At 63.8% G+C, this 20,312-nt stretch carries 15 protein-coding genes; 7 read left to right on the plus strand and 8 right to left on the minus strand.

The genetic code is table 11. The features are described from left to right. Nucleotides 1-45: 45 nt before the first annotated feature. The 4 genes from ABIB91_RS05170 to metF all read right to left on the minus strand — a co-directional run bounded on the left by ABIB91_RS05170 (nucleotide 46) and on the right by metF (nucleotide 6,232). A complete protein-coding gene (locus ABIB91_RS05170; protein ID WP_219682920.1) occupies nucleotides 46-834 on the minus strand; it encodes a hypothetical protein in 789 nt (262 codons plus the stop codon). Further along, the gene (locus tag ABIB91_RS05175) at nucleotides 795-926 is read right to left on the minus strand and encodes a hypothetical protein (RefSeq protein WP_007599743.1); all 132 of its coding nucleotides are present in this window, start codon (nucleotides 924-926) and stop codon (nucleotides 795-797) included. Before ABIB91_RS05175 ends, ABIB91_RS05170 begins: the two co-directional genes overlap by 40 nt. A gap of 515 nt (nucleotides 927-1,441) precedes the next feature. Further along, nucleotides 1,442-5,305 (minus strand): methionine synthase, encoded by a 3,864-nt coding sequence (metH, locus tag ABIB91_RS05180; protein WP_354159485.1) that lies wholly within the window; start codon nucleotides 5,303-5,305, stop codon nucleotides 1,442-1,444. 6 nt (nucleotides 5,306-5,311) lie between these two features. Beyond that, the gene (gene metF, locus ABIB91_RS05185; protein WP_354159483.1) at nucleotides 5,312-6,232 is read right to left on the minus strand and encodes a methylenetetrahydrofolate reductase [NAD(P)H]; all 921 of its coding nucleotides are present in this window, start codon (nucleotides 6,230-6,232) and stop codon (nucleotides 5,312-5,314) included. A gap of 393 nt (nucleotides 6,233-6,625) precedes the next feature. Between metF and ABIB91_RS05190 the strand changes: the two genes are divergently transcribed. Then, on the plus strand, nucleotides 6,626-7,639 hold the full coding sequence (locus ABIB91_RS05190; protein ID WP_354159481.1) for an LLM class flavin-dependent oxidoreductase: 1,014 nt from the start codon (nucleotides 6,626-6,628) through the stop codon (nucleotides 7,637-7,639). 45 nt (nucleotides 7,640-7,684) lie between these two features. On the opposite strand, the gene ABIB91_RS05195 is transcribed toward ABIB91_RS05190, so the two are convergent. Next, a complete protein-coding gene (locus ABIB91_RS05195) occupies nucleotides 7,685-8,530 on the minus strand; it encodes a prephenate dehydratase (RefSeq protein WP_354159479.1) in 846 nt (281 codons plus the stop codon). A 21-nt stretch (nucleotides 8,531-8,551) separates the two neighbouring features. Beyond that, complete coding sequence (locus ABIB91_RS05200) at nucleotides 8,552-9,292, minus strand: 3-deoxy-manno-octulosonate cytidylyltransferase (RefSeq protein WP_007599748.1); 741 nt, start codon at nucleotides 9,290-9,292, stop codon at nucleotides 8,552-8,554. A gap of 231 nt (nucleotides 9,293-9,523) precedes the next feature. Between ABIB91_RS05200 and ABIB91_RS05205 the strand changes: the two genes are divergently transcribed. From ABIB91_RS05205 to ABIB91_RS05230, 6 genes are all read left to right on the plus strand, one after another. Continuing rightward, a complete protein-coding gene (locus tag ABIB91_RS05205) occupies nucleotides 9,524-10,078 on the plus strand; it encodes a c-type cytochrome (protein WP_354159477.1) in 555 nt (184 codons plus the stop codon). Nucleotides 10,079-10,285: 207 nt separating this feature from the next. Continuing rightward, complete coding sequence (locus ABIB91_RS05210; protein ID WP_354159475.1) at nucleotides 10,286-12,187, plus strand: extracellular solute-binding protein; 1,902 nt, start codon at nucleotides 10,286-10,288, stop codon at nucleotides 12,185-12,187. 14 nt (nucleotides 12,188-12,201) lie between these two features. Continuing rightward, nucleotides 12,202-14,082, plus strand: a complete 1,881-nt coding sequence (locus ABIB91_RS05215; protein ID WP_354159473.1) for an extracellular solute-binding protein — start codon at nucleotides 12,202-12,204, stop codon at nucleotides 14,080-14,082. Then, nucleotides 14,079-15,188, plus strand: a complete 1,110-nt coding sequence (locus ABIB91_RS05220; protein ID WP_007605353.1) for a microcin C ABC transporter permease YejB — start codon at nucleotides 14,079-14,081, stop codon at nucleotides 15,186-15,188. Before ABIB91_RS05215 ends, ABIB91_RS05220 begins: the two co-directional genes overlap by 4 nt. Beyond that, nucleotides 15,188-16,369, plus strand: a complete 1,182-nt coding sequence (locus ABIB91_RS05225; protein WP_007599755.1) for an ABC transporter permease — start codon at nucleotides 15,188-15,190, stop codon at nucleotides 16,367-16,369. The genes ABIB91_RS05220 and ABIB91_RS05225 overlap by 1 nt, the downstream gene beginning before the upstream one ends. 4 nt (nucleotides 16,370-16,373) lie before the next feature. Then, on the plus strand, nucleotides 16,374-18,011 hold the full coding sequence (locus ABIB91_RS05230; protein WP_354159471.1) for an ABC transporter ATP-binding protein: 1,638 nt from the start codon (nucleotides 16,374-16,376) through the stop codon (nucleotides 18,009-18,011). A gap of 6 nt (nucleotides 18,012-18,017) precedes the next feature. On the opposite strand, the gene ABIB91_RS05235 is transcribed toward ABIB91_RS05230, so the two are convergent. Together ABIB91_RS05235 and ABIB91_RS05240 are read right to left on the minus strand one after the other, a co-directional pair. Beyond that, nucleotides 18,018-18,872: a C40 family peptidase gene (locus ABIB91_RS05235; protein ID WP_354159470.1), complete on the minus strand. Its 855-nt coding sequence runs from the start codon at nucleotides 18,870-18,872 to the stop codon at nucleotides 18,018-18,020. Then, entirely contained in the window at nucleotides 18,865-20,238 is a 1,374-nt protein-coding gene (locus ABIB91_RS05240) for a leucyl aminopeptidase family protein (RefSeq protein ID WP_354159468.1), read from the minus strand. Before ABIB91_RS05240 ends, ABIB91_RS05235 begins: the two co-directional genes overlap by 8 nt. Nucleotides 20,239-20,312: the final 74 nt, after the last annotated feature.

Consider the following 20,312-nt stretch of genomic DNA (forward strand, 5'->3'; position numbering starts at 1 on the left):
GCAGCGAACGCGGGTTGCGTTCATGGCAGGGGTGCGGCGCCGATCCTATCTCCTCGTGCAGGGCTTGATCTCGCCCGAGGCAGAGTGCATCACGATCGGATTGGGCGACAGTCTGATGCCAAAGAACAATTGAGAGCCGGAGACCTTGTCGTTCGTCCCCTCATGGACGTCCAGATCGAGCTTCGTCGCGATCTCGGAGGTCAGTTTGGCCCTCTCCTCCATCGAAATCGCGTTGTGATATTTGATTTCGTAGACGACGTCGGCCTCCAGCACGGACCGCGTCTGGCACACGACGCCGCCGCTCGAAACGTTCTGGGTGACCGCGTCCTCACACTCGGCCTTCAGCAAGGCGTTGCGGGCCGAGATCAGCGACTCGTCGGATATCAGCAGAATGCTGGCGTTCTCGAGCTTGAGGTTGACGGCCTCGACCTGCTGCATTCCGGCGAGGGCCGACAGCTTGTCCTTGACCTGGGCCGACACGTCGAGCCTCTTCTCGAGCGACTGCTTCAGGTCCCGGTCGACGGTCCGCGATTTCTGGATCTTGCCGGTCAGCAGCGTCGGATCGACATCACAAGTCGGATGCAACTCCAGCCGGCCGTTACTCAGATACTCGATGGTGTTGATCGTGCCGGGGCCGCCGAACGTGCTTGGCGGCACCACCTCGAAATATCCGGTCTCGGAGAGGATGGCCGTGATCGTCTGCTTCTTCCGCGGGAATCCGGCGTAGACCGCGACCATCACGAGGCCGATCGCGATGAAGACTCCGCTACCAAGCCAAAGCCATTTGCGGCTTGCTATTTTCCCGGGCAGCACAACTGATTTTTCTCGCCGCATGGCACATAGCCTTTCGGACAGTCCGCCGCGGCAATCGTGGGCAGCACGACGAGAGCGATCGCGGCGAGGAACGGTGCAATGAACTGCTTCATTTGTTCGATCCCAAGCAAATCGTCGGTTGAAGGTAGTAGGCCGAGAGAGTAGCGAACCAAGGTTGAGCGGACAAGTGAACGAGTTCACAAGCGGCCGATTCTTGCGAGGGCGCATTCGCAGCTGTTCGATGTGCTGCGTCGTTCCGGTACAGGCTGAGCATTTGCTTCACCAATGTCGTCCTGGCGAAAGCCAGGACCCATGACCCAAATGGGTCATTTGGCGAAGATTGGTCGTTCGGTATTACCAGCGATGGTCACCGATGGATCACGCGGTATGGGTCCTGGCCTTCGCCAAGACGACACCGAACGGACGACACCGAACGTGTGGTACGCGCGCATGATCGCGACGGACGAGGCAGCGAGTGTCAAACGGGCGCGGTGGGCGATCATGCATTCATACAGGTGTTTTGCCCGACGCCGCAAGTCATTTCGGCAAGACCGAAATTTATCGAGCTTTTTCAACCCCATGTCTACTGTGCATGGGGTTGATTTCTCGCTTTTTGTTTGGAGGGCGCCTAACCCGCGCCCGCGCGCTTCTTCTGCCAGACCAGGTGCACCGCGCAGGTGCAGCCCGGCGGATGCGAGGCAAGCTCCTTCGACGTTTCGTCGTTGGCCGGTGTTGCCGCGAACGCCGCCTTGTCGCCTGCGCTCTCTCGCGCCGGGATGTAGTTCAGGATCGGCGCGAGCCAGCGCTCGGCCTCGGCGACGCTCATGCCCTTGCGCGCAGCATAATCCTCGACCTGATCGCGCTCGATCTTGCCGACGCCGAAATAATAGCTCTCGGGGCTAGCGAGATAGAGCCCCGACACCGAAGAGCCCGGCCACATCGCAAAGCTCTCGGTCAGCTTCACGCCGGCGGTGTTCTCGGCGTCGAGCAGCTCGAACAGCGTCGCCTTCTCGGTGTGATCGGGCTGCGCGGGATAGCCGGGGGCGGGACGGATGCCCTGGTACTTTTCGAGGATCAACTCGTCGGTCGAGAGCGTCTCGTCCGGCGCATAGGCCCAGAACTCGCGGCGGACGCGGGCATGCATGCGCTCGGCAAAGGCTTCGGCGAGGCGGTCGGCCAGCGCCTTGCACAGGATCGAGGAGTAGTCGTCATTGGCCATCTTGAACCGGTCGGCGACCACATCCTCGCCGATGCCGGCGGTGACGACGAAGCCCCCGACATAATCGGGCACGCCGGTGGTGGCGGGTGCGACGAAGTCGGACAGCGCGGCGTTGAAACGGCCCTCGCGCTTCTCGAGCTGCTGGCGCAGCGTGTGCAGCGTCGCGATCGTCCTGGTCCGGCTCTCGTCGGCATAAAGCACGATGTCGTCGCCCTCTGCATTGGCCGGCCAAAAGCCGACGGTGGCGCGCGCTCGGAACCATTTTTCCTTGACGATCAGGTCGAGCATTTTCCGCGCGTCTTCGTAGAGCGAGCGCGCGACCTCGCCGACCTTGGCATCGCTAAGGATGGCGGGGAAGCGCCCGGCGAGCTCCCAGGTCTGGAAGAACGGCGTCCAGTCGATATAGGGCACCAGCTCGGCGAGATCGTAGTCGTCGAAGCTCCTGGTGCCGAGGAAGGTCGGCTTCACCGGCTTGTTGGCGGCAAAATCGACCGGCACGCGGTTGGCGCGGGCGGTCGCCAGCTTCAGCCGCTTCTTGTCGGCCTGGGCGCGCATATGGGCGTCCGAGATCTTTGCGTATTCGGCGCGGACTTCGGCGGCATAGGCCTCGCGCCTCTCGGGCGACAGCAGCGCGGACGCAACACCGACCGCGCGGCTGGCGTCGTTGACATGCACCACGGGGCCGGCGCGATAGCTCGGGTCGATCTTGACCGCAGTATGCACGCGGCTCGTGGTGGCGCCGCCGATCAATAGCGGCAGCTTGAGGCCTTCGCGCTGCAATTCGCCGGCGAAGAACGCCATCTCGTCGAGCGAGGGCGTGATCAGGCCGGACAGCCCGACGATGTCGGCCTTCTCCGCTTTCACGGTCTCGACGATCTTGGCCGCCGGCACCATCACGCCGAGGTCGATCACCTCGTAATTGTTGCACTGGAGCACAATGCCGACGATGTTCTTGCCGATGTCGTGGACGTCGCCCTTGACGGTCGCGAGCACGATCTTGCCGGCGGACGAGGAACCTTCCGTGCCGATGCCGTTGGCGAGATTGCGCGCCTTCTCCTCCTCCATGAACGGCATCAGCCAGGCGACAGCCTGCTTCATCACGCGTGCCGACTTCACCACCTGCGGCAGGAACATCTTGCCGTCGCCGAAGAGATCGCCGACCACGTTCATGCCGGCCATCAACGGGCCCTCGATCACGTCGAGTGGCCGCGTCGAAGCCTTGCGGGCCTCCTCGGTATCCTGCTCGATGAACTCGGTGATCCCATGCACCAGCGAATGCGACAGCCGCTTCGCCACCGGCCATTCGCGCCAGCTGAGATCGGCTTCTTTGGTCTGGGTCTTGTTGCCGCGGAATCTTTCCGCGAGCGCCAGCAGACGCTCGGAGGCGCCGGGGTCGCGGTTGAGGATGACGTCCTCGCACACCTGGCGCAATTCGGGATCGATGTCGTCATAGACGATCATCTGCCCGGCATTGACGATGCCCAGGTCCATGCCGGCCTTGATGGCATGATACAGGAACACCGAGTGCATGGCCTCGCGCACCGGCTCGTTGCCGCGGAACGAGAACGACAGGTTGGACACACCGCCAGAAATGTGCGCGCCCGGCAGATTCTTGCGGATCCAGCGCGTCGCCTCGATGAAGTCGACGCCGTAATTGTTGTGCTCCTCGATGCCGGTTGCGATCGCGAAAATATTCGGATCGAAGATGATGTCTTCCGGCGGGAAGCCGACGCGGTTCACCAGGATGTCGTAGGCGCGCTTGCAGATCTCGGTCTTGCGGGCGAACGTGTCGGCCTGGCCGACCTCGTCGAACGCCATCACCACGACGGCCGCGCCGTGGCGGCGGGCGATCTTGGCCTCGTGAACGAACTTCTCCTCGCCCTCCTTCATCGAGATCGAGTTGACGACCGGCTTGCCCTGCACGCATTTCAGGCCGGCCTCGATCACCGAGAATTTCGAGGAATCGACCATCACCGGGACTCGGGCGATGTCGGGCTCGGCGGCGACGAGGTTGAGGAAGGTCACCATCGCGGCTTCCGAGTCCAGAAGACCCTCGTCCATGTTGACGTCGATGATCTGCGCGCCGTTCTCGACCTGGTCGCGCGCGACCTGCAGCGCGGCGGTGTAGTCGCCGGCGGTGACCAGCTTGCGGAAGCGGGCAGAGCCGGTGACGTTGGTGCGCTCGCCGACGTTCACGAAAGGAATCGCGTCGGTCAGGATGAACGGCTCGAGGCCGGAGAGCCGCAAGCGAGGTTCGATCTCCGGCACGATGCGCGGCTTGTGCGGCGCGACCGCAGCCGCAATCGCCGCGATATGGTCCGGCGTGGTGCCGCAGCAGCCGCCGACGATGTTGACCAGGCCATCGCGTGCGAACTCGCCGACCAGCCGGGCCATGTATTCCGGGGTCTCGTCATACTGGCCGAACTCGTTGGGCAGGCCGGCATTGGGATAGGCACAAACAAGCGTGTCGGCGACGCGGCCGATATCGGCGATATGCGCGCGCAGATCTTCCGCGCCGAGCGCGCAGTTGAAGCCGATGGTAACGGGCTTGGCATGCTGCACCGAATGCCAGAACGCTTCCGGCAACTGGCCGGACAGCAGGCGGCCTGACTTGTCGGTGATGGTACCTGACACCATCACGGGCATGTCGATGCCGCGTTCCTCGGTGATCTCGGCGATCGCGTAGAGCGCCGCCTTGGCGTTCAGCGTGTCGAAGATGGTCTCGACCAGCAGCAGATCGACGCCGCCGTCGAGCATGCCGTTGATCTGCTCGCCATAGGATTTGCGCAAATCGTCGAACGTGACGGCGCGGTAGCCGGGATTGGACACGTCGGGCGAGATCGAGGCGGTGCGGTTGGTCGGACCGATGGCGCCCGCGACGAAGCGCGGCTTGCCGTCCTCGGCCTCGACGCGGCGTGCGGCATTGCCGGCGAGGCGGGCGCCTTCGCGCGCCATCTCGTAGACGATGTCTGCGAGATCGTAATCGGCCTGCGCGATCGAGGTCGTGGAGAAGGTGTTGGTGGCGACGATGTCGGCGCCGGCACGCAAGTAAGCGGCGTGGATGTCCTCGATCGCCTGCGGCTGGGTCAGGATCAGGAGGTCGTTGTTGCCGCGCAAATCGCGATGGAAGTTCTTGAAGCGCTCGCCGCGGAAAGCGGCTTCGTCGAACTGGAGGTTCTGGATCATCGTGCCCATGGCGCCGTCGAGCACGAGAATGCGCTCGCGCGCGGTGTTGAGCAGGGCGGTTCGCTTGGGAGAGGTGGATACGGTCATGGTGTCTTAAGCCGCCTTCTGCGCGCTCTTGGCGCGGATGCCGAGCAAATGGCTGATCGCGAACACGAGATCGGCGCGGTTCATGGTGTAGAAATGGAAGGTGTCGACGCCGTGCTTGGCCAGCTTCTGCACCTGGCCGGCGGCGACGGTGGCCGCCACCAGCTTGCGGGTCTCGGCGTCGTCGTCGAGGCCCTCGAACTTCGCGGCGATCCAGTCCGGCACGGAGGTGCCGTTGCGGGTGACGAAATTGCGAGCCTGCTTGAAATTATGCATGGGCATGATGCCGGGCACGATCGGGATATTGATCCCGCGCGCCCGCACGCGGTCGAGATAGCGGAAATAGAGGTCGTTATCGAAGAACACCTGCGTGATCGCGCGGGTCGCGCCCGCATCGACCTTGGCCTGCAGCGTGTCGATGTCATCGTCGAAGTCGCGCGCCTCGGGATGCTTCTCGGGGTACGCCGAGACCGACACCTCGATATCGCCGTGCCGCTTCTTGATGCCGGCGACGAGGTCGGCGGAGCTCTGGTAACCATCGGGATGGCTGGAATAGGCCGTGCCGATGCCGCCGGCGGGATCGCCGCGCAAGGCCACGATGTGGCGGACGCCGACCTCGTGATAGCGGTCGACGATCTCGTCGATCTCCCCGCGCGAGGCGCCGACGCAGGTCAGATGCGCGGCCGGCAGCAGCGCGGTCTCTTTCAGGATGCGCGAGATGGTCGCGTGGGTCCGCTCACGGGTCGAGCCGCCGGCGCCATAGGTCACCGAGACGAATTTCGGGTCGAGCGGGGCCAGCCGGTTGATGGTGTCCCAGAGATTGCGCTCCATATCTTCCGTCTTGGGCGGAAAGAACTCGAAGGAGATCGCAGGCCGCTTCAGGTGCTCGTCTTGCCCGTCGGTGTAGGTAGGCATCGTCGCGTCAGTCATGGGCACCACTCACTCCAAGGGCGCGCCGGGTCGCTGGCGGCCGGCGGTCAGGTCTAGATTGGGAGAGGTCAAGATAGGCCAAAGCGGCCGCACTCGACAGCCCATCAGTGATGGGAAATTGCCCACTTTACGGGTATAAATTAAGAAACGTCTGAGGGTTAGAGGTCGAGGTGGGAAGTTCGATTTTAGATAAAATATCTGATATATCAGATATATAATAGAAGAGGATGGTTCGTTCGGCGCGAATTTATCGGTGGGCAATATGAAAATGATACTATTAGCGCGGTCGCTGTCCCAACACTGCGGCGAAGTCCCGCGAGTCCGCGGCCTGCACGTCAGACCTGCGCGCCCGGCCCATTGCCGCTGCGCCGCTCTCCACTACGTTAGCGCGCCATGATCCCGCTCTCAGTCCTCGACCTCTCCGTCGTCACAAGCGGCACAAAGCCCGCCGCGGCGCTGCGCAACAGCATCGACCTGGCGCGCCATGTCGATGGGCTCGGCTATGTCCGCTACTGGCTCGCCGAGCATCACAATCTCGCCTCTGTCGCTAGTCCGGCGCCCGACGTGATGATCGGGCAAATCGCGGCGGTGACGAAGCACATCCGCGTCGGCTCCGGTGGCGTGATGCTGCCAAATCACGCGCCGCTGGTCGTGGCCGAGCGCTTCAAGATGCTGGAGGCGTTGTTTCCCGGCCGCATCGATCTCGGCCTCGGCCGCGCCCCCGGCACTGACGGTGCCACGGCCTATGCGCTGCGCAGCCGGCTCGACCGCCGCGAAGGCGATGATTTCCTCGAGCGGCTGCACGAATTGATCCTGTGGCAGACCCGGGAATTCCCCTCGGGCCATCCCTACCACAACGTCGTCGCGATGCCCGACGATACGCCGTTGCCGCCGATCTGGCTGCTCGGCTCCAGCGATTATTCGTCGGAGCTCGCCGCGCAGGTCGGCATGGGCTTCGCATTCGCCCATCATTTTGCGTCCCACGATGCGATCGATGCGATGGTGCGCTATCGCAATCGTTTTCAGCCCTCGGCCTGGAGTGCGAGTCCGCGCGCGATCCTCGCGGTCGCCGTCATCACGGCCGACACCGATGACGAAGCCGAAAAGCTCGCCGCGTCTTTCGACCTCAACCGCCTGCGCCGCGACCGCGGCCAGTATCTTCCGTTGCCGAGCGTCGAAGAGGCGCTGGCCTATCCCTATAGCGACTCGGAGCGCATCTCGATCCGGCGCAACCGCTCGCGCCTGTTCGTCGGCAGCACTGCAACCGTGCAGAAGACACTGCAGCCGTTGATCGACGCGAGCAAGCCGGACGAGTTGATGGTGATCACCGCCGTGTACGATCACGAGGCGCGCAAGAAATCGTATTCGCTGCTGGCGGAGGCGTTCGGACTTAAGGCGGTCGGATAAAGCTCTCGTGCCCCGGCTCGCGCTTCGCGCGTCCGGGACACGGGACTATTCCATCGTCGCGCGGAACGGGTGGCCTGGATACACGCCGACGATGCGGAATTCGCGCGAGAAGAATTTCAGCTCCTCGATCGCGAAAGCGAGGCCCTTGTCCTCGGGGTGGCCGTCGACGTCGGCGTAAAACTGGGTGGCGAAGAAATTGCCGTCGACCATGTAGCTCTCGAGCTTGGTCATGTTGACGCCGTTGGTGGCAAAGCCACCGAGCGCCTTGTAGAGCGCGGCCGGCAAATTGCGCACCCGGAACACAAAAGTCGTGACCAGCGGACCGGAGCCCTGTGCGGCCCATTTCGGTTCGCGCGCCAGCACCACGAAGCGCGTGGTGTTGTGGGCCTCGTCCTCGATGTCCTCGGCGAGGATGTCGAGGCCGTAGATCTGCGCGGCGAGCCGCGAGGCGATCGCGGCGACAGTCTTGTCGTTACGCTCGGAAATGTCGCGGGCGCTGCCGGCGGTATCGGCGTGCACGATTGGCTTGATGCCAAGCTTGCGGATGATGCGCCGGCACTGGCCTAGCGCGTGCACGTGGCTCTCGACGCTCTTGATGTCTTCGAGCCGGGTCCCCTTCACCGCCATCAGCTGATGCCGGACCGGCAGAAACCATTCGCCAATGATGAAGAGGCCGGAGGCCGGCAGCAAATGATGGATGTCGGCGACGCGGCCCGCGACCGAATTCTCGATCGGGATCATACCGAGATCGGCTTCGCCGGACGAGATCGCCGACAAGGCGTCCTCGAAGGTGGCGCAGGGCATCGGCTCGGCGTCGGGATAGGCTTCGACGATGGCGATGTGGGAATTGGCGCCAGGCTCGCCCTGGAATGCGATTTTCAGCTTGCTCATGCTCGGCCTTGTAACAGCGGCTCAGGATTTGGAAAGGATGCTGCGGGCGGTTTCCAGGTCCGCCGGCGTGTCGACCCCGCGGGGCACGGTATCGACAATGGTGAAGTCGATGCGCATTCCGGCCTCGAGCGCCCGGAGCTGCTCGAGCTTCTCCTGCAATTCCAGCGGCGAGGGCGGGAGCCGGACGTAGCGTTCCAGCGCGGCACGGCGATAGGCATAGAGACCGATATGGTGGTAGCGCGGTCCGTCGCCGGTCGGGGCGGTTGCGCGGGTGAAATAAAGTGCGCGCATACGTCTGCCGCCGAGCGAGGTCCCGATCGCCTTCACGACGCTCGGCGCGAGGTCCTCCTCCTCGGTGTGGATCTGCGAAGCCAGCGTTGCGATGTCCACGACGGGGTCTTGCAGCGGCGGCAGCACCTCGCGGATGTTGTCGATCGTGATGGTCGGGAAATCGCCCTGCAGATTGACCACGATCTCGGCTTTGCCGTCCGGATCGAGCTTCAGCATGGCCTCGTGGATGCGGTCGGAGCCGGACGGGTGCTCCGGGCGGGTCATCACGGCCTCGCCGCCATGGGCGGTCACGACGGACGCGATCTCCGCCGTGTCGGTTGCGACCGCGACCCGGCCTATCCCGGCGGCTTCGGCACGGCGCATGACGTGCACGATCATCGGCTGCCCCGCGATATCGGCGAGCGGCTTGCCGGGCAGGCGGGTGGCGGCCATGCGGGCCGGAATAAGCACCAGGATGCGGGGATCGATCATGATTCAAGGGCCTGGGTTCAAGGGCCTGGAAACGAGGCGTTTTCCGCGCCGAGAAATGGGTGGGGACGGGCGTGAAGCCCGCTCGCTTATACGGGTTGCCAGACCCCGGGCAAACCGATATCTCAATGGCAAAACTCGGGGAAACAGTCAGGAACGTTGATTCTCCGAGGCTCGTCCTGGCGGCCGCATTGGGCCGCTCGATCCTTCTTGCGGTGTGGGGCCTGGCCGGAAATGGACTCTTTCGAACTGAACAAGATTCTCGGTGCCGTGCTCGGCACCTGTCTCCTTCTGCTGGTGACGAGCTTCACCGCCCAGGCGTTGTTCTCGCCCAAGATGCCGGAAAAGCCGGGCTTCGAGATCGCAGTGAAGGAAGACGCCGGCCACGGCAAGGAAGGCGGCGCTGCCCCCGCGGCCGCCGAGCCGATCGAAAAGCTGCTCCAGACCGCCTCGGTCGAGAAGGGCGCCGCCGCCGCCAAGAAGTGCGGCGCCTGCCACACCTTCGAGAAGGGCGGCCCCAACCGTGTCGGTCCGAACCTCTACGGCGTTGTCGGCGACCATGTTGGCGAAGGTCGCGGCGGCTTCAACTTCTCGGCTGCGATGAAGGCCAAGGGCGGCACCTGGGACTTCGATGCGCTCAACAAATTCATCGCAAATCCCAAGGCGGCTGTCCCGGGCACCGCGATGGGCTTTGCCGGCATCCCGAAGGATAGCGAGCGCGCCGACGTGATCGCTTACCTGAACAGTCTCTCCGAGAGCCCGAAGCCGCTGCCCACCGCTGCGAAGTAAGGCCTGTCGACACGATCTGGGAACGCGGCCGGGCTCAAAGCCCGGCCGTTTGCTTATCCGGGCCTCGCGGCGTTGTTATCGGGGCGTTTGGCCGCAGCGTTCAGCCAGCCGGCCTTCCAAGATGAGGAAAAAGCAACATATTCCGTCGAAACCTCGCCTATATTGGGAACTTAAAGGAGTAGCCTCCTTCAAGACAGGAATGTTGATTTGGCCCTTACCCGACGCGATCTCCTGCTCACTGGCACTGCTGCCGTAACGCTCCCCGCCCTTGGTTCCGTAGCGGGCCTTCCCGCCGTCGGCGTGGCACACGCGCAATCCGCCAACGAGCCCACCTGGCGCCATGCTCTGTCGCTGTTCGGACAGGTCAAATACCCCGCGGACTTCAAGCGCTTCGACTACGTCAATCCGGAAGCGCCAAAAGGCGGCGTCGCGCGCCAGATCGCCGTCGGCACATTCGACAATTTCAACATCGTCGTCTCCGGTGTGAAGGGGCAAGTCGCCGGCGCCGTGGCATTCATCTACGAATCCCTCACGACGGCCGCGCTCGACGAAGTCTCGACGGAATACGGCGCGCTGGCCGAGGCCGTCAGCCATCCGGATGATTTCTCCTTCGTGACTTACCGCTTGCGGCCGCAAGCCAAATGGCACGACGGCAAGCCGGTTACTGCGGACGACGTGATCTTCTCGCTCGATTCCTTCAAGAAGCACCACCCGCAGTACTCGGCGTATTACAGCCATGTGGTGAAGGCCGAGAAGGTCGGCGAGCGCGAGGTAAAATTCGTGTTCGACGCGCCGGGCAACCGCGAATTGCCGCAGATCGTCGGGCAGCTCACGGTCCTGCCGAAGCATTGGTGGGAGGGCACGGACGCGCAGGGCCGCAAGCGCGATGTCTCCGCTACCACGCTCGAAGTGCCGCTGGGGTCGGGCCCCTACCGGGTCAAGGAATTCGTTGCCGGACGGTCGATCGCGCTGGAGCGCGTAAAAGATTATTGGGGGCGCGACCTCGCGGCCAATGTGGGCCGTAATAATTTCGACGAGCTGCGCTACGAGTATTTCCGCGACGCCACCGTGGCGATCGAGGCCTTCAAGGCCGATCAGGTCGATTGGCGCACCGAGAACAGCGCGAAGAACTGGGCGACAGCCTACGACTTCCCGGCCGTCACCGAAAAGCGCGTGATCCTCGAGGAGTTCGCCAATCGCAGCTCGGGCGTCATGCAGGCCTTCGTGCCGAACCTGCGCCGCGCCAAGTTTAAGGATCCGCGCGTGCGACGCGCGCTCAATTACGCGTTCGACTTCGAGGAGATGAACAAGCAGATCTTCTACGGCCAGTACAAGCGCATCAGCAGTTATTTCGACGGCATCGATGAGCTGATGGCGACCGGGTTGCCGCAGGGCAAGGAGCTCGAGATTCTCGAGACGGTCCGCGCCGAGGTTCCGCCCGAAGTCTTCACGGCGGCCTATACCAATCCAGTCGGCGGCAGTCCGGAAGCCGTGCGCGACAATCTGCGCGAAGCGCTGCGCCTGTTCAAGGAAGCCGGCTACGAGGTGCGCGACCGCAAGCTGATCGACGTCAAGACCGGCACCCAGTTCTCCCTGGAGTTGCTGAACTCGGATCCGAGTTTCGAGCGGATCACGCTGTTCTATAAGCCCTCGTTAGAACGGCTCGGCATTGCCGTCAGCGTGCGGACGGTGGATCCCACCCAGTACGAGAACAGGACGCGCGAGTGGGATTTCGACATCGTCACCAACTCCTGGGGCGAGTCGCAGTCGCCGGGCAACGAGCAGCGCGAATTCTGGTCCTCGAAGACGGCCGACATCGCCGGTTCGCGCAATATCACCGGCATCAAGAATCCAGCTGTCGACAAGCTCATCGAGCGGGTGATCTACGCCAAGGGTCGCGACGATCTCGTCGCGGCAACCAAGGCACTCGACCGCGTGCTCCTGTGGAATCACTACGTCGTGCCGCAGTGGACTTATACGAAGGTCCGCACCGCGCGCTGGGATCGGTTCGGCCGGCCGGCGGAATTACCCAAATACGGTCAGTCCGGCTTTCCGTTCATCTGGTGGTACGACGCGGACAAGGCGGCGCGGATCGCAAAGAAGTCGTGAAGGACATTCTCCGCATGGCGCAGCTTTCACGCCGGCATGTGCTGGCCTTGGGTGCCGGTGGCGCGTTCGGCGTCTCCTGGCTCCGGGGCGCGGCAGCGTCCGAGATGCCTGCCGAGGCCCACGGCATGTCGGCCTTCGGCGACCTCAAATATCCCGCCGATTTCCATCACTTCGACTACGTCAATGTCGACGCGCCGAAGGGCGGCACCTTCTCGCTGATTCCGTCGGTGCGCGCCTACAACCAGTCCTACCAGACCTTCAACTCGCTCAATGCCTTCATCCTCAAAGGCGATGGCGCGCAGGGCATGGACATGACGTTTGCGCCGCTGATGGTGCGAGCCAATGACGAACCGGACGGGATGTACGGGCTTGCCACGAAGTCTGTAAATATATCGGCAGACAAGCTGGTCTATCGCTTCACCATGCGGCCCGAGGCGAAATTCCACGACGGCACCAAGCTGACCGCGCACGACGCGGCGTTTTCGCTGACGTCGCTGAAGACGAAGGGCCATCCCCTGATCATCGTGCAGATGCGCGATATGGTCAGCGCGGAAGCTGTTGACGATGCGACGCTTGTTGTGACCTTCGCCAAGGGACGCGCGCGCGACGTGCCACTCTATGTGGCGAGTCTGCCGATCTTCTCGAAAGCCTACTATGCCTCCCGTTCGTTCGACGAAACGTCTCTGGAGATCCCGTTGGGTTCGGGGCCCTACAAGGTCGGCAAGTTCGAGGTCAACCGCTACATCGAATACGAGCGCGTCAAGGATTGGTGGGCTGCCGATCTGCCCCCCTGTCGCGGCAGCTACAATTTTGACGTCGTGCGCTACGAATTCTACCGCGACCGCGATGTCGCCTTCGAAGGTTTCACCGGTAAGAACTATCTCTACCGCGAGGAGTTCACCTCTCGGATCTGGGCGACCCGCTATGACTTCCCTGCGGTGAAGGACGGTCGCGTCAAGATGGAGGTCGTGCCCGACGACACACCGTCCGGCGCGCAAGGATGGTTCATCAACACGCGGCGGGACAAGTTCAGGGATCCCCGCGTGCGCGAGGCACTGATCGACGCCTTCGACTTCGAGTGGACCAACAAGACCATCATGTACGGTGCTTATGCCCGCACGGTGTCGCCATTTCAGAACTCGGACCTCATGGCGAGCGACGGGCCTCCCCCGCCGGAAGAACTGAAGCTGCTGGAGCCGTTTCGCGGCCAGGTTCCCGACGAGGTGTTCGCCGCGCCGTTCACGCCGCCGGTCTCGGACGGCTCCGGGCAGGACCGCAGCCTGTTGCGCAAGGCGCAGCAACTGCTCAGCGACGCCGGCCTGCCAATCAAGGAGGGCAAGAGGGTGCTGCCAAACGGCGAGATCTTCAGGATCGAATTCCTGTTGGACGAGGCTTCGTTCCAGCCGCACCATGGGCCCTACATCAAGAATCTCGCGACGCTCGGCATCGAAGCGAGCGTGCGCCTCGTCGATGCCGTGCAACACAAGGCGCGCCAGGAAGATTTCGACTTCGACATCACGATTCAGCGCTTCAGCATGTCGGCGACACCGGGCGATGCTATGCGCGCGTTCTTCTCGTCGCAGGTCGCGGCGACCAAGGGCTCGTATAATCTCGCGGGCGTCGCCAGTCCGGCCATCGACGCCATGATCGAGAAGATCATGGCGGCGGACAATCGCGAGGACTTGACCATCGCCTGCCGGGCCTTCGATCGGCTGTTCCGCGCCGGCCGTTATTGGGTGCCGCAATGGTACAACAAGACGCACCGGCTTGCTTATTGGGACCAATTCGGTCATCCGCAGAAGCCGCCGCGTTATGCCAACGGCGTCGGTGCCCCCGACATCTGGTGGTACGAGGGCGGCAAAGCCGCCAGGCTCGAGCAGGCGAAACAGCCATGAGCGCCTATATCGCCCGCCGCATCCTGCTGATGATCCCGACCTTGCTCGGGATCCTCTTCGTCTCCTTCATCGTCGTGCAGTTCGCGCCGGGCGGGCCGGTCGAGCGCGTGATCGCGCAGCTCTCGGGCGCCGATACCGGCGGGACCTCGCGCATTTCGGGCGGCAGCGACTTTGCGCAACGCGCCCCGGGGCAGTTAGGCGCCGGCGGCGACGCTATCAATTCGAAATATCGCGGCGCGCAAGGCCTCGATCCCGATTTCATCAAAAAGCTGGAAGTGCAGTTCGGCTTCGACAAGCCGGCCCCGGAGCGCTTCGCGCTGATGGTCTGGAACTTCGCCCGCTTCGATTTCGGCAAGAGCTATTTTCGCGACGTCAGCGTATTGCAGCTCGTCAAGGAGAAGTTGCCGGTCTCGATTTCGCTCGGCATCTGGCTGACGCTGCTGACCTACCTGATCTCGATTCCGCTCGGCATCCGCAAGGCGGTCAGGGACGGGACGCGCTTCGACACCTGGACGTCGAGCGTGCTCGTGCTCGGCTACGCCATACCCGGCTTCCTGTTCGCGATCCTCCTGATCATCCTGTTTGCCGGCGGTTCGTTCTTCAACTGGTTCCCGCTGCGCGGACTGACATCGGACGGCTGGTCGCAATTTCCGTGGTACTGGAAGATCATCGACTACTTCTGGCATTTGACGCTGCCGCTGATCGCCATGGGGCTCGGTGCGTTCACCACCATGACGTTCCTGACCAAGAACTCGTTTCTGGATGAGATCCGCAAGCAATACGTGATGACCGCGCGCGCGAAAGGCTGCAGCGAGAATCGGGTGCTTTACGGTCACGTCTTCCGCAACGCGATGCTGATCGTCATCGCCGGCTTTCCCTCGACCTTCATTCACGCCTTCTTCTCGGGCTCGCTTCTGATCGAGACCATCTTCTCGCTGGACGGGCTGGGACTGCTCAGCTTCGAGAGCGTTCTCAACCGCGACTACCCCGTGGTGTTCGGCACGCTCTTCATCTTTTCGCTCGTCGGCCTCGTGATCAACCTGATCTCTGACCTGACCTATATGTGGATCGATCCGCGAATCGATTTCGAGGCGCGGGAGGTCTGATGACGCTGGCCGCCCCCACCACGCCGATCGAAACCACTGCGAAGTCGCCGCTCGGCAATGCCGTGCCGATCACGCGCAAACCGTTCGTGCCGTCGCCGCTCAACAGGCGCCGCTGGCAGAATTTCAAGGCGAACCGGCGCGGCTATTGGTCGTTCTGGATCTTCCTGATCCTGTTTGTGGTGTCGCTGTTCGCCGAGCTGATCGCCAATGATCGGCCGTTCCTGATCAAATATGATGGCCACCTTTATTGGCCCTCCGTCGTCACCTATTCGGAAACCACTTTCGGCGGCGATTTCGAAACGGCGGCCGACTATCGCGATCCCTATCTGCAGAAGTTGATCAAGGACAAGGGTGGCAGCATCGTCTGGCCGCTGATCCGCTATTCCTACGACACCCACAATCTCGATCTGCCGACGCCGGCGCCGTCGAAGCCGACCTGGATGCTGACGGAAGCGCAATGCAAGCCTGTCGTCGAGAAGAAAGGCCTCAAGAGCTGCCGCGATCTCGAATACAACTGGCTCGGCACCGACGATCAGGGCCGCGACGTGGTGGCGCGGCTGATCTACGGCTTCCGCATCTCGGTGCTGTTCGGCCTCTGCCTGACCATCGTCTCCTCCATCGTCGGTATCGCGGCCGGCGCGGTGCAGGGCTATTTCGGCGGCTGGATCGACCTGTTGTTCCAGCGTTTCATCGAGATATGGACTGCGATTCCTTCGCTCTATCTACTGCTGATCCTGTCGTCGGTGCTCGTGCCCGGCTTCTTCGTGCTTCTCGGCATCCTGCTGTTGTTTTCCTGGGTGTCGCTGGTCGGACTCGTGCGCGCGGAATTCCTGCGCGGACGCAATTTCGAGTATATCCAGGCGGCGCGGGCGCTCGGCGTGTCGAACAAGGTCATCATGTTCCGGCATCTGTTGCCGAACGCGATGGTCGCGACCATGACGTTCCTGCCGTTCATCGTGTCGAGTTCGGTGATGACGCTAACGGCGCTCGACTTCCTCGGGTTCGGACTGCCGCCCGGCTCGCCGTCGCTCGGCGAGCTGCTGTCGCAGGGCAAGTCCAACGTGCAGGCGCCCTGGCTCGGTTTCTCCGGCTTCTTCTCGGTCGCCATCATGCTGTCGCTCTTGATTTTCATCGGCGAGGCCGTGCGCGACGCGTTCGATCCGCGCAAGACGTTCAGGTAAGCCAATGGACGCGATCAACCAGCCCCTGCTCAGCGTGCGCGAGCTCTCGGTGGCCTTCCACCAGGGCGGCGTCACCACGCTCGCGGTCGACAAGATCTCGTTCCAGATCAGGCGCGGCGAGTGCGTGGCGCTGGTCGGCGAGTCCGGCTCCGGCAAGTCGGTCAGCGCGCTCTCGATCCTCAAGCTCTTGCCCTATCCGAACGCCTCGCATCCTTCGGGCAGCATCCACTTCAAGGGCCAGGAACTGATCGACCGGTCGGAGCAGGAGATGCGGGAGATTCGCGGCAGCGACATCTCCATCATCTTCCAGGAGCCGATGACCTCGCTCAATCCACTGCACACGATCGAGGCGCAGATCGGCGAGATCATCCAGCTGCACAATCCGACCAGCAACGCCGAGGCGCGCAGGCGGACGCTGGAATTGCTGACGCAGGTCGGCATTCCCGAGCCTGAAACGCGGCTGAAGAGCTATCCGCACCAGCTCTCCGGCGGCCAGCGCCAGCGCGTGATGATCGCGATGGCGCTCGCCAACGAGCCTGACCTCTTGATCGCGGACGAGCCGACCACGGCGCTCGACGTCACCGTGCAGGCGCAGATCCTGACGCTGCTCGCGGAGATCCGCAGTCGCCTCGGCATGAGCCTGCTCTTCATCACCCACGATCTCGGCATCGTGCGCCGCATCGCCGACCAGGTCTGCGTCATGAAGGGCGGCGAGATCGTCGAGCAGGGGCCGGTCGAGCAAGTGTTCAAGACCCCGAAGCATCCTTACACGCGCGACCTGCTTGCCGCGGAGCCGAAGCCGGATCCGGCGCCGCCGCAGCCGGATGCGCCGGTGGTGATGTCGGCCGACGACCTGAAAGTCTGGTTTCCGATCAAACGCGGGTTGATGCGCAAGACGGTCGGTCACATCAAGGCGGTCGACGGTGTCAGCATCGCCGTGCGCAAGGGCGAGACGCTTGGCGTCGTCGGCGAGTCCGGCTCGGGCAAGACCACGCTGGGGCTCGCATTGCTGCGGCTGATCTCGTCGAACGGACGCATTGTGTTCCTGGGAAAGGATATCCAGGGCCTGCGCTTCAAGGAGATGCGGCCGTTCCGGCGCGACATGCAGATCGTGTTCCAGGATCCGTTCGGCTCGCTCAGCCCGCGCATGTCGGTCGCCGACATCGTCGCCGAGGGCCTCACCGTGCATCAGCCGCAGCTCTCGCGCGGCGAGCGTGAGGAGCGCGTCGTCAAGGCGCTCGAGGACGTGGGACTGAAGCCGGATACTCGCAACCGTTATCCGCATGAATTCTCCGGCGGCCAGCGCCAGCGCATCAGCATCGCCCGGGCGGTGGTGCTGGAGCCGGATTTCGTCGTGCTGGACGAGCCGACCAGTGCGCTCGACATGCTGATTCAGGCGCAAATGGTCGATCTGCTACGTGAATTGCAGCGCCGGCGCGATCTCACCTACATGTTCATCTCGCACGATCTGCGCGTCGTCGCCTCGCTCGCCAGCCATCTGATCGTGATGCGCGGCGGCAAGGTGGTCGAGGAAGGCCAGGCCGCCGAGCTCTTCAAGAACCCGAAGACGGATTACACGCGCGCGCTGTTTGCGGCGGCGTTCCGGCTGGAGACGGCGGGGAATGGGTCTGCGGCGACTTAGCGTCCGTCAGAGCCGCTTGATCGCGGTGACCTCGCTGCCGGCTTGCTTGATCCTTGCGATGGCCGGCTCGATCGGCTCGATCGCCGTTGCCATGTGATGCGCATTGGCGTGGACCATAGTGTCGGCGTCGCGGACGATGGCGACATGACCCTTCCAGAAAATGAGATCGCCGCGCAGCAAGCTGCTCCGCTCATGCGGCTCCAGCGCGCGGCCGAGGCCGGCCTGCTGCATGTCGCTGTCGCGCGGGCAGCCGATGCCCGCTGATGTCAGCGAGATCTGGACGAGGCCGGAGCAATCGACGCCGAGGCTGCTCTTGCCACCCCAGAGATAGGGCGTGCCGACGAAACGCTCGGCGACTGCGACGAAATCCGGCTCGCGATGGCCAAGCGGGGCGAGATGGGCCTTGGGCAGATATTGTCGGTCGCCCGTCACGGCGAAGCTGCCGTCCTCGCGTGCAACCGCGATCTTCGATCCCATCACCAGCGTGTCCGCCGGCGGCAGCTTGATCGAGGGGCCGGGGAAGGCAAAGGTTCGTAAAGCCCTGACTATGTGGGTCGGCGCGGCCGCGGGCTTCATGAGCGCTGCGTCCGGCAGCCAGCCGACATAGCCGTCAGCGGAAAGCTGACCCCATGCCCAGCCTTCGCCGTTGCGGTCGTAGACCGTGACGCGCTCGCCGCGCAACGCTTGCGTCATCAGCATCGCGTTCGGCGACGGCTGCTCGCGCACGGGCGCGATCGCCTCGATCATCTCGAATTCCTCGCCCGTGACGAAGCGATCCGCCTGCACCGTGCCTTCGAGATACTTCGCGGCGAGGTCGCCGCGCGCGGGTGTCAGCCTTGGATCTCGTCCAGGATCACGCATAGCGCTCGCTCAGCAATGTGTAGATCGCGCGCGCGGCCTGGCACTCGCCGCCCTCGGGGCGTGCGGGCTTCGCCGACGGCGTCCAGCCGTAGATGTCGACATGCAGCCAGCTCCTGGCCTGTTCGACGAAGCGTTGCAGGAACAGCGCGCAGATGATCGAGCCGGCAAAGCCGCCTGACGGTGCGTTGGTGATGGTGGCCGTCTTGGAGTCCAGCCACGCATCGTAAGGCGGCCACAGTGGCATGCGCCACAACGGATCGTTCTCCCTCGCCGCGCATCGTGCGACGTCGGCGGCCAGCGCCTCATCATTGGTGTAAAAGGGCGGCAAATCCGGCCCCAGCGCGACGCGTGCCGCTCCCGTCAACGTGCCGAGATCGATCAGCAGGTCCGGCTTTTCCTCGTCCGCCAGCGCCAGCGCGTCCGCGAGCACCAGCCGTCCCTCCGCGTCCGTATTGCCGATCTCGACGGTGATGCCCTTGCGCGAGGTGAAGATGTCGAGCGGGCGGAAGGCATTGCCCGCGACCGCGTTCTCCACGGCCGGAATCAGCACGCGCAGTCGCACCTTCAGCTTCGCATCCATCACCATGCGCGCCAGCGCCAGCACGTTGGCGGCGCCGCCCATGTCCTTCTTCATGATCAGCATGCCGCTCGAAGGCTTCAGGTCGAGCCCGCCGGTGTCGAAGCAGACGCCCTTGCCGACCAGCGTCACCTTGGGATGCGCCGGGTCGCCCCAGCCGATGTCGATCAGCCGCGGAGCGCGGCTAGATGCCATGCCGACAGCGTGGATCAGCGGAAAATTCGCCTTCAGGTCATCACCGATGGTGCAGGCAAAGCTTGCGCCGAATTCGGCGGCGAGATCCTGCGCGGCCGCGGCCAGCTCCTCCGGCCCCATGTCATTGGCCGGCGTGTTGATGAGGTCGCGCGCCAGTGTTGCGGCGTCCGCCATGCGGTTGATCTCGGTCGCGTCGACGCCGTCGGGCGGCACGAGGCGGACCTCGGGGCGATCCGCCTTGCGGTACCGGGCGAAGCGGTAGCTGCCGAGCGCGAAGGCGAGTGCGGCGAGCCGTGCATCGTGCGGTGCATTGGCGAAGCGATAGATGCCCGGCGGCAGCAGGCCGGGCAGGGCGCCCGGTCGGAACAGGTCGCGCGATCTTGCACCTTCGTCCTCGAGCCCGAACAGCACTTGCGCGATCGCGCCATCGAGCGCGGGCAGCGCGAGATAGCCGCCCGGCTTTGCGGTAAAGGCGCTCGCAATGGCGAACTGGCGTTGCGCCGCCGGTAGCCCCTCGGCGACCTGATCCCAGCTCGACTTGGTGACGAAGGTGATCGGGATGGCGGTAGGCGACGTCTCGAAGACAGAAGGCATTGGCGGGTCCGGATCCAGATCGAGCGGGTCATACGAACGGACGAGATTTCGCAGAGTTTTGCCGCCGCCGCAAT

It is taken from the genome of Bradyrhizobium sp. JR4.3 (assembly GCF_040547695.1).
In the GTDB taxonomy this organism is placed as follows: domain Bacteria; phylum Pseudomonadota; class Alphaproteobacteria; order Rhizobiales; family Xanthobacteraceae; genus Bradyrhizobium; species Bradyrhizobium canariense.

Bases quoted from the DNA above. Each gene is read 5' to 3' on its own strand.
- ABIB91_RS05170 (WP_219682920.1), bottom strand. From the start codon at position 834: ATGCGGCGAGAAAAATCAGTTGTGCTGCCCGGGAAAATAGCAAGCCGC.
- ABIB91_RS05175 (WP_007599743.1), bottom strand. From the start codon at position 926: ATGAAGCAGTTCATTGCACCGTTCCTCGCCGCGATCGCTCTCGTCGTG.
- metH (WP_354159485.1), bottom strand. From the start codon at position 5,305: ATGACCGTATCCACCTCTCCCAAGCGAACCGCCCTGCTCAACACCGCG.
- metF (WP_354159483.1), bottom strand. From the start codon at position 6,232: ATGACTGACGCGACGATGCCTACCTACACCGACGGGCAAGACGAGCAC.
- ABIB91_RS05190 (WP_354159481.1), top strand. From the start codon at position 6,626: ATGATCCCGCTCTCAGTCCTCGACCTCTCCGTCGTCACAAGCGGCACA.
- ABIB91_RS05195 (WP_354159479.1), bottom strand. From the start codon at position 8,530: ATGAGCAAGCTGAAAATCGCATTCCAGGGCGAGCCTGGCGCCAATTCC.
- ABIB91_RS05200 (WP_007599748.1), bottom strand. From the start codon at position 9,292: ATGATCGATCCCCGCATCCTGGTGCTTATTCCGGCCCGCATGGCCGCC.
- ABIB91_RS05205 (WP_354159477.1), top strand. From the start codon at position 9,524: ATGGACTCTTTCGAACTGAACAAGATTCTCGGTGCCGTGCTCGGCACC.
- ABIB91_RS05215 (WP_354159473.1), top strand. From the start codon at position 12,202: ATGGCGCAGCTTTCACGCCGGCATGTGCTGGCCTTGGGTGCCGGTGGC.
- ABIB91_RS05220 (WP_007605353.1), top strand. From the start codon at position 14,079: ATGAGCGCCTATATCGCCCGCCGCATCCTGCTGATGATCCCGACCTTG.
- ABIB91_RS05225 (WP_007599755.1), top strand. From the start codon at position 15,188: ATGACGCTGGCCGCCCCCACCACGCCGATCGAAACCACTGCGAAGTCG.
- ABIB91_RS05230 (WP_354159471.1), top strand. From the start codon at position 16,374: ATGGACGCGATCAACCAGCCCCTGCTCAGCGTGCGCGAGCTCTCGGTG.
- ABIB91_RS05235 (WP_354159470.1), bottom strand. From the start codon at position 18,872: ATGCGTGATCCTGGACGAGATCCAAGGCTGACACCCGCGCGCGGCGAC.
- ABIB91_RS05240 (WP_354159468.1), bottom strand. From the start codon at position 20,238: ATGCCTTCTGTCTTCGAGACGTCGCCTACCGCCATCCCGATCACCTTC.